14 protein-coding genes are annotated in these 13,223 nt (G+C 69.3%); 3 read left to right on the top strand and 11 right to left on the bottom strand.

Annotation, left to right across the window (positions count from 1 at the left end):
* Positions 1-165 precede the first annotated feature (165 nt).
* Genes ACZ5ZX_RS04805 through hemL form a run of 3 tightly spaced genes read right to left on the bottom strand, consistent with a single transcriptional unit; the run spans position 166 to position 2,677 of the window.
* Positions 166-747: a TlpA family protein disulfide reductase gene (locus ACZ5ZX_RS04805; protein ID WP_465500678.1), complete on the bottom strand. Its 582-nt coding sequence runs from the start codon at positions 745-747 to the stop codon at positions 166-168.
* On the bottom strand, positions 744-1,376 hold the full coding sequence (locus ACZ5ZX_RS04800; RefSeq protein WP_465500677.1) for a histidine phosphatase family protein: 633 nt from the start codon (positions 1,374-1,376) through the stop codon (positions 744-746). The genes ACZ5ZX_RS04805 and ACZ5ZX_RS04800 overlap by 4 nt, the downstream gene beginning before the upstream one ends.
* Entirely contained in the window at positions 1,373-2,677 is a 1,305-nt protein-coding gene (gene hemL / locus ACZ5ZX_RS04795; protein ID WP_465500676.1) for a glutamate-1-semialdehyde 2,1-aminomutase, read from the bottom strand. Before hemL ends, ACZ5ZX_RS04800 begins: the two co-directional genes overlap by 4 nt.
* Positions 2,678-2,798: 121 nt before the next feature.
* Here hemL and ACZ5ZX_RS04790 point away from each other — a divergent pair, with 121 nt between their 5' ends.
* The gene (locus ACZ5ZX_RS04790) at positions 2,799-3,290 is read left to right on the top strand and encodes a tryptophan-rich sensory protein (RefSeq protein WP_465500675.1); all 492 of its coding nucleotides are present in this window, start codon (positions 2,799-2,801) and stop codon (positions 3,288-3,290) included.
* A gap of 9 nt (positions 3,291-3,299) precedes the next feature.
* Here the strand turns inward: ACZ5ZX_RS04790 and ACZ5ZX_RS04785 are convergent, their stop codons facing one another.
* The 3 genes from ACZ5ZX_RS04785 to ACZ5ZX_RS04775 are packed head-to-tail and all read right to left on the bottom strand — an operon-like array spanning position 3,300 to position 4,664.
* Positions 3,300-3,683, bottom strand: a complete 384-nt coding sequence (locus tag ACZ5ZX_RS04785; protein WP_465500674.1) for a hypothetical protein — start codon at positions 3,681-3,683, stop codon at positions 3,300-3,302.
* A complete protein-coding gene (locus ACZ5ZX_RS04780; protein ID WP_465500673.1) occupies positions 3,661-4,116 on the bottom strand; it encodes a hypothetical protein in 456 nt (151 codons plus the stop codon). The genes ACZ5ZX_RS04785 and ACZ5ZX_RS04780 overlap by 23 nt, the downstream gene beginning before the upstream one ends.
* The gene (locus ACZ5ZX_RS04775; RefSeq protein ID WP_465500672.1) at positions 4,113-4,664 is read right to left on the bottom strand and encodes a hypothetical protein; all 552 of its coding nucleotides are present in this window, start codon (positions 4,662-4,664) and stop codon (positions 4,113-4,115) included. The genes ACZ5ZX_RS04780 and ACZ5ZX_RS04775 overlap by 4 nt, the downstream gene beginning before the upstream one ends.
* Positions 4,665-4,752: 88 nt before the next feature.
* Between ACZ5ZX_RS04775 and ACZ5ZX_RS04770 the strand changes: the two genes are divergently transcribed.
* Positions 4,753-6,249: an outer membrane protein assembly factor BamB family protein gene (locus ACZ5ZX_RS04770; protein ID WP_465500671.1), complete on the top strand. Its 1,497-nt coding sequence runs from the start codon at positions 4,753-4,755 to the stop codon at positions 6,247-6,249.
* A 63-nt stretch (positions 6,250-6,312) separates the two neighbouring features.
* Here the strand turns inward: ACZ5ZX_RS04770 and hemB are convergent, their stop codons facing one another.
* On the bottom strand, positions 6,313-7,284 hold the full coding sequence (gene hemB / locus ACZ5ZX_RS04765; RefSeq protein WP_465500670.1) for a porphobilinogen synthase: 972 nt from the start codon (positions 7,282-7,284) through the stop codon (positions 6,313-6,315).
* Between the two features lie 151 nt (positions 7,285-7,435).
* On the opposite strand from hemB, the gene ACZ5ZX_RS04760 reads away from it, so the two are divergent.
* Positions 7,436-8,722, top strand: a complete 1,287-nt coding sequence (locus ACZ5ZX_RS04760; RefSeq protein WP_465500669.1) for an Nramp family divalent metal transporter — start codon at positions 7,436-7,438, stop codon at positions 8,720-8,722.
* A 150-nt stretch (positions 8,723-8,872) separates the two neighbouring features.
* Here ACZ5ZX_RS04760 and ACZ5ZX_RS04755 read toward each other — a convergent pair whose 3' ends face one another.
* The 4 genes from ACZ5ZX_RS04755 to ACZ5ZX_RS04740 form a co-directional block, all read right to left on the bottom strand.
* Positions 8,873-9,247 (bottom strand): hypothetical protein, encoded by a 375-nt coding sequence (locus tag ACZ5ZX_RS04755; RefSeq protein ID WP_465500668.1) that lies wholly within the window; start codon positions 9,245-9,247, stop codon positions 8,873-8,875.
* A 125-nt stretch (positions 9,248-9,372) separates the two neighbouring features.
* Positions 9,373-10,905 (bottom strand): bifunctional uroporphyrinogen-III C-methyltransferase/uroporphyrinogen-III synthase, encoded by a 1,533-nt coding sequence (locus ACZ5ZX_RS04750; RefSeq protein WP_465500667.1) that lies wholly within the window; start codon positions 10,903-10,905, stop codon positions 9,373-9,375.
* 59 nt (positions 10,906-10,964) lie between these two features.
* Positions 10,965-11,912, bottom strand: a complete 948-nt coding sequence (hemC, locus tag ACZ5ZX_RS04745) for a hydroxymethylbilane synthase (RefSeq protein WP_465500666.1) — start codon at positions 11,910-11,912, stop codon at positions 10,965-10,967.
* Positions 11,909-13,222, bottom strand: a complete 1,314-nt coding sequence (locus ACZ5ZX_RS04740) for a glutamyl-tRNA reductase (protein WP_465500665.1) — start codon at positions 13,220-13,222, stop codon at positions 11,909-11,911. The genes hemC and ACZ5ZX_RS04740 overlap by 4 nt, the downstream gene beginning before the upstream one ends.
* Between the last annotated feature and the right edge of the window lies 1 nt (position 13,223).

Raw genomic sequence — 13,223 nt, 5'->3', positions numbered from 1 at the left:
AGACCCGGGTCCGCATTCTCGCGGCGGGTGTCGGGGGCGTGGAGTGGGCCGTTGGGTGCACCCACCCACCCCACCCACCCCCACCACCTTGACCCCCACCTCACCCGCCACTTACGACACGCTGGACCGACCGCGTTCGGAGGACGACGCGCTGGACCAGCCGCGTCAGGCGGGTTCGGCGACCAAGCGCTGGACCACGGGCAGCAGGTCCGAAGCCAGCAGGTCGCGCAGGAAGACCGCCGCGACGCGGTGCTGTTTGTCCAGCACGATCGTCGACGGGATGATGTTGCGCGGATAGCCCGACAGCTGCAGCAACGTCCGTCCGGACGGGTCGTAGATCGACGGGTACGTCAGCTTCCGGTCCCGCATGAAGTCCTGCGCCGGCGCGCGGTCGTTGTCCCGCAGGTCGATGCCGACGACCTGGACACCGGACGCCTTGGTCTGGTCGTAGACCTTCTGCATCTCGGGCGCCTCGACGCGGCACGGACCGCACCACTGGCCCCACAGGTTCAGCACGATGACCTTGCCGGGGAAGTCGGCGATCGAGAGCTGCTTGCCCTCGTGCATCAGGTCGTCGCCGGACAGCGTCGGCGACTGCTGGCGGTCGGCGACGTCGTAGGTGATGTCGACCTTCCCGCCGGGCGAAACGAAGTTGAAGGAGCCGCCGGTGACGACGGCGTCCTTGCCGGTGGTGCAGCCCGAAACGACGAGCACCAGCCCGACGACGGCCGCCAGTACCCTCTTCATGCTCCGGTCACCTTCGGGTCGGTCGCGCCGGCGGGCTCGCTGTAGACGATCCGCACCAGCTCTTCGCCCTCGAAGACCAGGCTGGTCAGCGAAGCGAGCGAGCACTGCCGGACGCGCGGGTCGTGCCAGAGCCGCTTCGCCTCCAGGAACCGCCGCACGGTCCAGATCGGCAGCTGGTGCGAGACGCACAGTGCCTCGTGCCCCTCGGCCGCCTGCCGCGCGCGGTGGATCGCGCCGAGCATGCGGTGCGCGATCTCGACGTACGGCTCGCCCCACGACGGCCGGAACGGGTTGACCAGCTTCGGCCAGTGCTTCGGCTGGCGCAGGGCGCCGTCACCGACGGCGACCCGCTCGCCTTCGAACTGGTTGTCCGCCTCGATGAGCCGCTCGTCGGTTTCGACGTCGAGCCGGTGCGCGGCGGCGATCGGCGCCGCGGTTTCCTGCGCCCGCTGAAGCGGCGAAGCGACGACGTGGGTGATGTCGTGGGTCGCGACGGCTTCGGCGACCGTCAGCGCCTGGCGCTGACCGCGGTCGGAGAGCTTGAAGCCGGGCAGGCGGCCGTAGAGGATCTTGTCCGGGTTGTGCACCTCGCCGTGGCGGAGCAGGTGCACGATCGTCGTCTCGCTCACGCCTGGACCGCCTCGGCCGCGGCACGAGCCGCCACGCGCAGCGCGGACTCGATGATCTCGAACTCGGTGTCACCCATGGCGGCGTTGACGAACCACGCCTCGTAAGCACTCGGCGGCGCGTACACGCCGTTGTCCAGCAGGGCGTGGAAGAACGCCGGGAACCGCCAGGTCTCCGAGGCCTGCGCGCCCGGGTAGTTCGTCACCGGGCTGTCGCTGAAGAACACGCTGACCAGGTTGCCCGCGTACTGCACGGTGTGCGTGACACCGGCCTCGGTCAGCGACCGGTCGAACAGGTCACCGAGCCGCTTCGCGTTGGCGTCGAGGGCCGCGTACACGGCGTCGTCGGCCGCGCGCAGCGTCGCGAGCCCGGCGGCGACGGCCACGGGGTTCCCCGAAAGCGTCCCGGCCTGGTAGACGGGACCGCCAGGGGCCAGCTTCGCCATCACGTCGGCGCGGCCACCGAAGGCCGCGGCGGGCAGCCCGCCGGACATCACCTTGCCGAAGGTGTACAGGTCACCGGCGACACCTTCGAGGCCGAACCAGCCCGCCTTCGAAACGCGGAACCCGGTCATCACCTCGTCCATGATCAGCAGCGCGCCGTGCTCGTGCGCGATTTCCTTGAGCCCGGCGTTGAAGCCGTCGACCGGGGCGACGGCGCCCATGTTGCCGGCGGCGGCCTCGGTGATGATCGCGGCGATCGAGTCCGGATTGTCCACAAAGGACTTACGAACCGCGTCGAGGTCGTTGTAGGGCAGGACGATCGTGTCGGCCGCCTGCGCACCGGTGACCCCGGGCGAGGTCGGGAGGCCGAGCGTCGCGACGCCCGAGCCCGCTTCGGCGAGGAGCGCGTCGACGTGGCCGTGGTAGCAGCCCGCGAACTTGATGATCTTCGCCCGGCCGGTGAACCCCCTGGCCAGCCGGATCGCGCTCATCGTCGCCTCGGTGCCGGAGTTGACCAGCCGGATCTGCTCGACCGGCGCGACGCGCCCGATGATCTCCTCGGCCAATTCGACCTCACCGAGGGTCGGCGTGCCGAACGACAGTCCGTGGACGGCGGCTTCGCGCGCGGCGGAAACGACGGCCGGATGCGCGTGCCCGAGGATCATCGGCCCCCAGGAAGAGACCAGGTCGACATAGCGGTTGTCGTCGGCGTCCCAGAGATACGGCCCCTCGCCGCGGACCATGAACCTCGGGGTCCCGCCGACGGAGTTGAAGGCCCGCACCGGGGAGTTCACCCCGCCCGGGACCACGGCCTTCGCTCGTTCGAACCATGCCTTGGACTGATCGACTCCGGTAGTCACCTCCCCAGTCTCGCAAATCCCCGTCGACACCCGCCGCCGAGTCTCGCGGATACGGGCGCGGGGTGACCGGCCCCACTAGGGTGGGAACCACTCCCGCCGAAACCCTCGCGGAGGAATCCACGTGTCCACGGTGCCGCCACCGCCGACCCACCACCGTCGCCTGCGCTGGCAAGCACTGGCCGGATTCATCGCCATGTCGGTGATCGTGGGGGTGGTGGCCGCGCTGGCCGTGGCCAGCCGGTCCGAGCTGAACACCGCGCTGGCCCGCCCGTCGTGGGCGCCGCCGGGCTGGCTCTACGGCCCGATGTGGTCGGCGCTGCTCCTCCTGGTGGCCATCGCGGGCTGGTGCTATTGGCGGACCGACGGCGAAACGCGCGGCTTCGCCCTCTACGGCGTCTGCCTGCTGCTGACCCTGCTGTGGACACCGCTGTTCTTCGCGAGCGGCGCCCACGCCCTGGCACTGGCCGACGTCGTCGTACTGGACTTCGTCGTGCCCGTCACGATGATGGAGTTCGCGCGCCGCTCGAAGCTCGCGGCCTGGCTGCTCGTGCCGTATCTGCTGTGGCTGCTGTTCTCGACCGCGGTCAACGCCGCGGTCGTCTGGCTCAACTGAGCCGGGTTCTCACTTCTGGGAATCCTTGGGCGCGCGCTGCCGCGTCTTCATCGCGAGCAGGAACTGGCGGATCGCGTCCACCACCAGGATCGCGGCCAGCACACCCAGCCCGATGGCACCGGCGAGCGGGCCGCCGAAGTACCGCTGCGATTCGAGCGTCGTCGATTCGCCGTAGGTGATCCGCACCGGGACGACACCGGCCTTCCAGCAAGCGAAAACGCCCCAGACCGCGAGCGCGGCGAGAATCAGTTCGGCGACCCCCACCAGCGCGCGCAGGGGTTTGTGCAGCCGGGCCGCTGGCCGGTCGTCCTCCGGCGGCCACAAGTCGGCCCCGGTCGGCTGGGGAAGGTCGATCACAATGAGCAGCTTCTCATGACTCTGTGGTGCGAGCACGCACCAAACCCTCGAGAGCCTCGCGAAGGGCGTCGGGATCCTTCGCCCAGGCGCGGACGAAGACGCCGTCGTCGAGCTTCAACGGGACCTCGCCGTGCTTCTTGGGGATCGTCCAGCCGCCACCGAGGACCCGTGACCCGACGGGCGCTTCCTCGTCTTCGAGGACCTCGGCGATCCGGGCCGCCGCCAGGGTCTCCCTGCCCTGCCGGTAGCCGTCGGCGGTGACTTCGAGCGAGAGGTAGCGGCGGCGCGCGTACACCCATGGCACGGTGATCAGCACCAGCCCCGCCGCGACCAGGATCCAGGCCGTCCAGTGCACGGGTCCGCCGGTCGCCAGTTCGGCGAGCAACCCGGCGAGGGCGAACAGCGGTGCCCAGAGCAACGCCGTCCAGCCGACGCCGGGTTCGCCGTAGAGGGACGGCTCGGGCGTCATGGCAGCTTGCGCCCGACCTTCGGGAAGAAGTCGGCGACGCTGGGCAGGTACATCAGGATCAGCGCGATCGCGGTCAGCAGCGTGGCCACCAGCAGGAACACGTTGAGCGTGCCGCGCAGGACGAACAACTCCACCAGCACCAGGAAGACGGCGCCCACGGTCAGCACCGTCCTGGCCGAACGCGTTCCCTCGCGAGCCTTGTAGGCGAACAACGCGAACAGGACGGCGAAGGTGACCGCGCCGCCGAGCAGCATCCACAGCAGGGTGTTCACCCCGGAGGCGATCTGCGCGGGGTCGACCGGCTGGCCGGGGACCGGGTTGGCGGTGATCTGCTTGATGATCCCGTCGGTCAATTCCTGCTTCAACACCAGCAAGGCGATCTGACCGGCCACCAGCACGACGCCCGTGGCGATCCAGAGCCAGAAGGAGATGGTGATCGGCGTCGGCACGGTGATCGCCGGGGGCTTCTGCCCGGGAAGGAGCGGGTCGGGTGCCCTCCCCCGCTTGCGGCGCTCGTCGTCCGTTTCGTCGGCTGTGCTGTCGCTCACGCGAGGCAGCCTACGTGGTTCCGCAGGCCAGAGGGTTTCCGCCCGGGTAGCTTATGCGCGAATCGACTCGACCACTGGGGATTTCGCGATGACCACACCGAACCATCCCGGCGGGCAATGGCAGGGGCAGCGGCCTTGGCCGCAGCAGGGCCACGGCTATCCGCAGCAGCAGCCGTACCCGGGCGGCTGGCCGCAGCAGCCACCGCCGCCCAAGCGGGGCAAGAAGTTCCTGTACTGGCTGATCCCGCTGGTCGTCGTGGTGGTCGCCGCCGCGGTGACCGTGCCGATCCTGCTCAGTGGTGGCGACGACGGCGGGAATCCCACCGCCGCTCCCCCCGCGTCGACGGCACCCGCCGTCAAGACGGAGAAGTGGCAGCTGTCGGCCTACCGGGAAGACGTCCCCGAGTACCACGACGGCCTCGCCTCCTGGCTGGTCGACGACGCGATCGTCGTCGTCCGCGACAAGTACGTGGCCTCCTTCGCGAGGGCGAACGGCAAGCGGAACTGGCTCACCGAGGTCCCGGAGGGCCAAAAGCGGTTCTGCGGCACGTCGGCGGTCCCCACCGACGGGAAGATCGCGCTCGGTTTCGGGGATGACAAGACCTGCGAGAACGCGACCGTACTCGACCTGAAAGACGGGAAACTCGGCTGGCAGCAACCGCTCAAGGTCCCCCAGAAACTGGCGGGCACCTCGCCGCCCGAGGTCGCGGTGCTGCAGATCGTCGGCGACGTCGTCTTCGTCGGCCAGGAGGAGGGCATCGCCGGACTCGACCTGGCGACCGGCACTCAGAAATGGGCGAAGACGCTGATCCGCAAGGCGGACAACGAGGATCCGTGCTCGGCGGCCGACCTGATGCCCAAGGACGGCAAGGTCCTCCTCGTGATGACCTGCCTCCTCGGCGACTACGGCCTCAGCCTGCTTTCGGTGGATCCGGCGACCGGGAACGTCGAACTCGAGGAAAGCCTGCCGAAAACGGGCCAGATGCTGGTCGGTATCGGAATCCTGTCGCTGAAGCCGTTGGTCGTGTTCTCCTCCGACGGCACGAAGGGCATCTACCAGGTCTTCGACGACCAGCTGAAGGTCACTTCGACCATCGACGGCGGCACGTCGCACGAACCGGACGGGCTCGCCGGGGCCGACGGCATGGGCTTCGGAGTGGACGCGTCGGGCACCGAGCACAACGGCGGCCGGGCCGTCGTCACCGACGACACGCTGTACACCGTCACGACCCCGCAGGCGGGCACGGTGAACGCGCTCGTCGCCGTCGACCTCAAGTCCGGACAGCGGAAGTGGGAGGCGAAGATTCCCGAAGGCACCGTGATGACGCCGATCGCCGTCGAGGACGGCCAGGTGATCACCGAGGTCGCGCCGGTCGACAAGAAGGGCCCGCAGCGGGTCGTGAAGGCCGCCGTCGGCGACGGGGCCGTGACGCCGTACGCGGAGGTCAAGATCAAGAACGACGAGAAGGACGAATTCGGGCCGACGACCGGGCACTACCGCTTCTACTGGGCGGAAGAGCGGGTCTACGCCGTTTCCGGGCGCTTCCCGAAGTACAGCCTGGACCTGTTCACCTTGGACAAGTAGCGCCTCGTGAGTGGTAATGACGGTTCTAACCGTCATTACCACTCACGAGTCAGTACAGGCAGGTCAGTCCAGCCAGGCGGCGGCTTCGGCGGCCCAGTAGGTGAGGATCATGTCCGCGCCTGCGCGGCGGAACGACGTCAGCAGCTCGAGGACCGTGCGCTCGCGCTCGATCCAGCCGTTCGCGGCGGCGGCCTCGACCATCGCGTATTCGCCCGAGATGTTGTACGCCGCGACGGGGACCGGCGAAGCCTCGGCGGCCGCCCTGATGACGTCCATATAGGACAGTGCGGGCTTGATGATGATCATGTCCGCGCCCTCGGCGATGTCCAGCTCGATCTCGCGCAGCGCCTCGCGCACGTTGCCCGGATCCTGCTGATACGTCTTCCGGTCGCCCTTCAGCTGCGAATCGATGGCTTCCCGGAAGGGGCCGTAGAACGAGCTGGCGAACTTCGCCGAGTAGGCGAGGATGCCGGTGTCGGTGCGCCCGGCCCGGTCGAGGGCCGCGCGGATGACGCCGACCTGGCCGTCCATCATCCCGCTGGGCCCGAGCAGATGCGCACCCGCTTCCGCCTGCGCCAGGCCCATCTCCGCGTACACCCGCAGGGTCGCGTCGTTGTCGACCCGGCCGTCGGCGTCGAGGACGCCGCAGTGGCCGTGGTCGGTGAACTCGTCGAGACAGGTGTCGGCCATCAAGACCGTCGCGTCGCCGAGTTCCGCCCTCAGGTCACGCAGGGCGACGTTGAGGATGCCGTCCGGGTCGATCGCGCCGGAACCTTCGGCGTCACGGGTCTTCGGGATGCCGAACAGCATCAGACCGCCGACACCGGCGTTGACCGCGTCGACGGCGGCCTTGCGCAGCGTGTCACGGGTGTGCTGGACGACGCCGGGCATGCTCGAGATCGGGCGGGGCGTGTCGATGCCCTCGGCCACGAACATCGGGAGGATCAGCTGACGTGGGCGCAGCGTCGTCTCACTGACCAGCCTGCGCATGGCCGGAGTGGTACGGAGCCTGCGGGGACGATGTTCGGGAAACACCCCATAGACGGTACTCCCGCCCGCTCGAGAAGCGGTCCGCAGGCGCGGTGAACGGCTCGTTGGTCCAGCCGGGCGGACCTTCCCTAAGAAACGGTAAAGAGTCACCTTTGTCCTATTCGCACCCAGTGTGACGTGGGTTACCTTCCCAGTCATGTCGAGTTCAACGGTGACCGGCCAAGTGGAGGAACCGCCCGTCGGCTGGCGCGCACGGCTGCGCCAGGTCGGACCGGGGATCATGGCCGCGGCGACCGGCGTCGGCGCGGGCGACCTCGTCGCGACGATGGTGGCGGGATCGCGCTTCGGGTACACGCTGCTGTGGGCGGTGCTCGTCGGGACGATCTTCAAACTCGCGCTGGCCGAAGCGGTCGGCCGCTGGCATCTGACGTCGGGCCGCACGATCCTGTCCGGCTGGCGAACGCTGGGGATCTGGGCGCTGATCTACTTCGGGATCTACGCGGTGATCTGGGGGTTCGTCTACGGCGCGACCGCGATGTCGGCGTCGGGGCTGCCGCTGAACGCGCTCTTCCCCGCGCTTTCGGTGCGGTACTGGGCGATGCTCTGCGGTCTGCTGGGCTTCGCGCTGGTGTGGTTCGGCAGGTACGCGATCATCGAGAAGTTGATGACGGTGCTCACCGGCGTGATGTTCGTGACCGTGGTCGGGACCGCGGTGCTGGTCGTGCCGAACTTCACCGCGCTGTTCGAGGGCGCCGTCCCCACACTGCCCGACGGCTCGCTCGTCTACGTGCTCGGTCTGGTGGGTGGCGTCGGCGGCACGATCACCATGGCGGCCTACGGCTACTGGACGCTCGCGAAGGGCTGGCGTTCGTCGAAGTGGCTGCCGATGATGCGGACCGACAACGCCGTCGGCTACGTCATGACCGGGATCTTCGTGATCGCGATGCTGATCGTCGGCGCGGAACTGCTGCTGGGCCAGAAGATCATCTCGGGTGACAAGGGCCTGCTGTTCCTCGGCGACACGCTCGCCGCGGATTACGGGCAATGGGCGCGGATCCCGTTCCTCATCGGCTTTTTCGCGGTTTCGTTCACCTCGGTGATCGGGGTCTGGCACGGCGTGAGCCTGCTTTTCGCGGACTGTTGGCGCATTCTTCGACTGCCCGCGAACACAACCGAAACCGTTGAGGCGTATGAAAAGAAGGCCGGTGAACGCAGTCCCGCATACCGGGGTTACGTGCTGTGGCTGACTTTTCCGCCGATGGCGTTGCTGTTCCTCGATCAGCCTTTCCAGCTCACGGTGATCTACGGCGTGCTGGGCGCGTTGTTCATGCCGTTCCTGGCGGCGACCCTGCTGGTGCTGCTCAATACGTCACGGGTGCCCCGCGAAGGGCGATCCGGCTGGCTTTCCAACGCCCTGCTGGGCATCTGTCTCGCGATGTTCGCGTATCTCGCCTACACCGAAGTCGTGAAGTTCTTCAGCTGAAGGACGAACCAAGGGTGTTTTAGGTACCTATGGCGGGCGAGGCCGGTAGCGGCCAGGCCGTGAAGGGCTCCTTGCCCAGTACATGATGGCCCCCTTCCTTGCGCCTACAGCAAGGAAGGGGGCCATCATGTACCTCACGCCAGCAAGTCCTTACAGCGGAATGGACTTGGTGTTGCAGCCCCCGCCACCGCAGGCCGTCACGGTCAGCTTCGTCGGATCCGCCAACGAAGTGAAGAACACCCGCCGCGTCTCGTCATTCACGACGACCCGGTGTGCTTCGGTCGTCTTGCCGGACAGGACGAACTGAGCGGTGAGACTCGACGAAGGCGCACTGTCGGAAACCGTGGCCACCACCCGCACCTGGCCCCCGACGGTCTCGACCGTGCCCCGCACGCTCTGCGCCGCGCACCCGAGCGGACTGCAGACCTCGAACGGGGCCGCCGCGGCGGAGGCGGTCCCCGCGAACCCGGCGAAACCGAGTGCCAGCACACTGAAAGCGGTACCTGCGTGCACAAGAGATTTCATGGTCACTCCCCAGCGATTGTCGGATCACCGAGGCTAAGCCGCCCCGCTTGGCGCTCACCAAGGTTTCGCTAACGAAGAAAACCCCCTTCCCGCATCAGGCGGAGAAGGGGGTTTTCGTCACGAAATCAGGAGCGACGGGCCCGCTTCGCCTTACGCGGCGGCGGAAGCGCACCTTCGGCGCGGAGCCGTGCGGCGTGCTCGGCGAGCGCGTCGACCAGGTGCGGGACGTCGGCCTTCTCGGGCTGGACGTCGACCCGCAGCCCGAACTCCACGGCGGTCTCCGCGGTCTTCGGGCCGATGCACGCGACCAGCGTGCGGGTGTGCGGCTTGCCGGCGATGCCGACGAGGTTCCGCACGGTCGAGGACGAGGTGAAGCAGACCGCGTCGAAACCACCGGTCTTGATCATCTCGCGGGTCTCGGCCGGCGGCGGCGCGGCGCGCACGGTGCGGTACGCGGTCACGTCGTCGATCTCCCAGCCACGTTCGCGCAGACCGGCCGACAGGGTCTCGGTGGCGATGTCCGCCCGCGGCAGCAGCACGCGGTCGACCGGGTCGAGGACGTCGTCGTACGGGGGGAACTCGGCCAGCAGGCCCTCCGAGGACTGCTCGCCCTCCGGGACCAGCTCCGGGATGATGCCGAAGGAACGCACCTTCGCGGCGGTCGATTCGCCGACGCAGGCGATCTTCACACCGGAGAACGCGCGGGCGTCGAGGCCGAACTCCTCGAACTTCTCCCACACCGCGCGGACGGCGTTGGTCGAGGTGAAGACGATCCACTGGTAGCGGCCGTCGACGAGACCCTTGACCGAACGCTCCATCTGCGCGGGGCTGCGCGGCGGCTCGACCGAGATGGTCGGGACCTCGTGCGAGGTGGCGCCGTGGCCGCGAAGCCGCTCCGCCATCTCACCGGCCTGCTCCTTGGTGCGCGGCACCAGGACCTTCCAGCCGTACAGCGCGCGCGACTCCCACCACGACAGCTTCGAGCGCTGGCCGACGGCCTGGCCGATGGTCACGATCAGCGGGCCGACGAGCTCGCCCGCCTCGTTCGCGACGGTGGCCAGCGTGGTGTCCAGGGTGCGCTGGGTGTTGATGGTGCCGTTGGAGGTCACCGCTACCGGCGTGGTCGCCGCCAGGCCGTGCTCGGTCAGCGCGGACGCGGCTTCGGCGAGGTGCGCCGAGGTCGCGTGCAGCACGATCGGGCCGGGGGTGGCGGCCAGCGCGGCCCAGTCGACGTCACCGCGGACGTCGACCTCGGTGTGCGTGCCACCGAGCGCGACACCGGCGTACGCCGGGACGGCGGCGCCGGGCGAGACGCCGGGGATGATGTCGAAGACGGCGCTGGTCCGGGAAACGGCCTGCACCTCGGCGACCACGGCGGGCTGGGTCAGCGGGTCACCGGCGATCAGCCGGAGCACCAGCCGTCCGGCCTTGGCCTCGTTCACCAGGTCCTTGGCGACCTCGGTGGCCTCGCCGACGGCGGGGCGCACTTCGGCGCCCTCCGCGGTGAAGGCCAGAACGCCCGAAGGGACGTCCGGGTCGGTCACCACGACCTCGGCCTTGGCGAGCAGCTCCTGAGCGCGGACGGTCAGCAGACCGGCGTCACCGGGGCCCGAGCCCACGAAGGCGACACGCCCGGTGGTCTTACGCGCGGGGGTCATCTGTGCGTTCTCCTCTTAGGCGGCCGCGGTCGATCGCGGCCGTAACTGTCACTCTCAGCTCACTGGGCGGGGCCGGACAGCGCGCCGGCCCCCAGGTCGAGCAGCTCGGCGGCCAATGTCCGGCCGAGCTGTTCGGCTTCGTGCTTGTCGGCGAGCGCCGAAGCGCGCACCATGTCGACCGCTTCCCCGTCGGCTTCGACGGCGGCGGTGCCCCGCAACGAGATCCGCTCGACGACCCGCCCTTCGGCGTCCAGGTCCTCGACGATCTCCGCCAGCGCTCCGACCGGTGCGCTGCACCCGGCTTCCAGCGCCGCGAGCAACGCCCGTTCGGCGGTCGCCACGGCACGGGTGCCTTCATCGTCCACTGTGGATCCGAGCAGGTGCTCGATGTCCACGTCTCCGGCCCGGCACTCCACCGCCAGCGCACCCTGCGCGGGGGCGGGCAGCATCTGGATCGGGTCGAGGGTCTCGGTGATCTCCTCCGCCCGGCCGATCCTGGCCAGTCCGGCACGCGCCAGGACGACGGCGTCGAGCTCTCCGTCGGTCACCTTGCGCATGCGGGTGTCGATATTGCCTCGGATCGGCACGATTTCCAAACCGAGACCGAGCGCGCGCAGTTGCGCGGTGCGTCGCGGCGAGCCGGTGCCGACGGTCGAACCGGGCGGAAGCTCGCCGAGGGTCAGCCCGTCACGGGCGATCAGCGCGTCACGCGGGTCCTCGCGGCGCGGCACGGCGGCGAGCACGATGCCCGGTTCCGGTTTCGTCGGCAGATCCTTGTACGAATGCACGATGACGTCGACTTCCTTGCGCAGCAACGCTTCGCGCAGTGCGGAAGTGAAGACGCCGACCCCGATCGTGGGGATCGGCGCGGACGACTTGTCGCCAGGGGTCGTCACGGTGACGAGCTCGACCTCGGCCCCGGTGGCGCGCAGGGCGTCGGCGATGGTGCCGGTCTGCGCGAGGGCGAGTTTGCTGCCGCGCGTCCCGATGCGGATGACTCTGCTCACTGATGATCACTGTCTTTCGTAGCGGTGGGACTCGCCACGGCGGCGGGCGCCTGCGGGTCGAGGCAGAACAGCTCGCGCAGCGCGTTGGCGTAGTCGGTGTCGGCCGTCTCGGCGGCCAGCTGCTTCACCCGCACCGTCGGCGCGTGCAGCAGCTTGTCGACCACCCGGCGGACCGTGCGGCCGACCTCCTCGCGGACCCCGGCTTCGAGGTCCGGCAGGCGGTTGTCCAGCCGCAGCAGTTCGGCGTCGACCACCTCGGCCGCCCGGCGCCGCAGCGCGGTCACCGTCGGGGTGACCTCGGCGCTGCGCTGTCCGGCGAGGTACTCGCGCACCTCGTCGAGCACGATGCCGGTGGCCTTCGCGGTCTGGCGTTCGGTGGTCGGGGTGCCGGCCTCACGCATGCGGCGCTGGATGGTCTCGAGGTCGACCACGGTGACGTCGGCCAGCTCCGCGACGTCGTGCTCGACGTCGCGCGGGAGACCGAGGTCGCACACCACCAGCGGACGGCCTTCGCGGGCCGGGACGTGCTCGGCGGTGAAGACCGCGGCCTGCGCGCCGGTGCAGCAGACGACGACGTCCGCCTCGGCGACCGCGGCCGCGATGCCGCTCATCTGCACGGCCTTCGCGGGCACACCCTGCTCGACGCTCGCGGCGGCGAGCCGGGCGGCCCTCGCCTCGGTGCGGTTGGCGATGGTGATCTCGCCGATACCGGACTTGCGCAGGTGAGAGGCGGTCAGCGCGCCCATCGAACCGGCGCCGACGATCAGCGCGTGCTTGCCCGCGATGTCCCCGGCCGCGGCCAGCGCCTCGGAAACGACCGAGGCGCCGAGCTGATCGAGACCCGTTTCACTGTGCACACGTTTGCCGACGCGCAGCGTGGTCTGGATCAGCTCGTGCAGGGTGCGGCCGACGGTGCCGGCGTCACGCGCGGTGGCGTAGGAGGACCGGATCTGGCCGAGGATCTGCGTCTCGCCGACGACCATCGAATCCAGGCCCGAGGTGACCGAGAACAGATGCTCGATCGCCGCGCCCGCGTAGTGCACGTACAGCGAGTCGTAGAGGTCCGCGGGCTGCATCCCGGCCTGGCGGGCGAGCACGTCGGAAACGTCGTTCAGCCCGCCGTGGAAGGTCTCGACGACGGCGTAGACCTCGATGCGGTTGCAGGTGGAGACGAGTATCGCCTCACTGACGTGCTCGGCCTGCTGCAGTTCGTGGAGCACCTTGGTCACGTCGGTCGCGGGGACCGCGACGCGCTCCAGGGTGCTCAGCTCGGCACTGCGGTGCGAGAGCCCGACCGCCAACACGCTCATT

Source organism: Amycolatopsis sp. NPDC033938, from assembly GCF_055575975.1.
This window is presented reverse-complemented; position numbering and strand designations above follow the sequence as displayed.

Excerpts from the sequence above, each read along its gene's own strand:
- ACZ5ZX_RS04750 (WP_465500667.1), bottom strand. The coding sequence starts at position 10,905 with ATGACCCCCGCGCGTAAGACCACCGGGCGTGTCGCCTTCGTGGGCTCG.
- ACZ5ZX_RS04755 (WP_465500668.1), bottom strand. The coding sequence starts at position 9,247 with ATGAAATCTCTTGTGCACGCAGGTACCGCTTTCAGTGTGCTGGCACTC.
- ACZ5ZX_RS04780 (WP_465500673.1), bottom strand. The coding sequence starts at position 4,116 with ATGACGCCCGAGCCGTCCCTCTACGGCGAACCCGGCGTCGGCTGGACG.
- ACZ5ZX_RS04740 (WP_465500665.1), bottom strand. The coding sequence starts at position 13,222 with ATGAGCGTGTTGGCGGTCGGGCTCTCGCACCGCAGTGCCGAGCTGAGC.
- ACZ5ZX_RS04770 (WP_465500671.1), top strand. The coding sequence starts at position 4,753 with ATGACCACACCGAACCATCCCGGCGGGCAATGGCAGGGGCAGCGGCCT.
- ACZ5ZX_RS04805 (WP_465500678.1), bottom strand. The coding sequence starts at position 747 with ATGAAGAGGGTACTGGCGGCCGTCGTCGGGCTGGTGCTCGTCGTTTCG.
- ACZ5ZX_RS04760 (WP_465500669.1), top strand. The coding sequence starts at position 7,436 with ATGTCGAGTTCAACGGTGACCGGCCAAGTGGAGGAACCGCCCGTCGGC.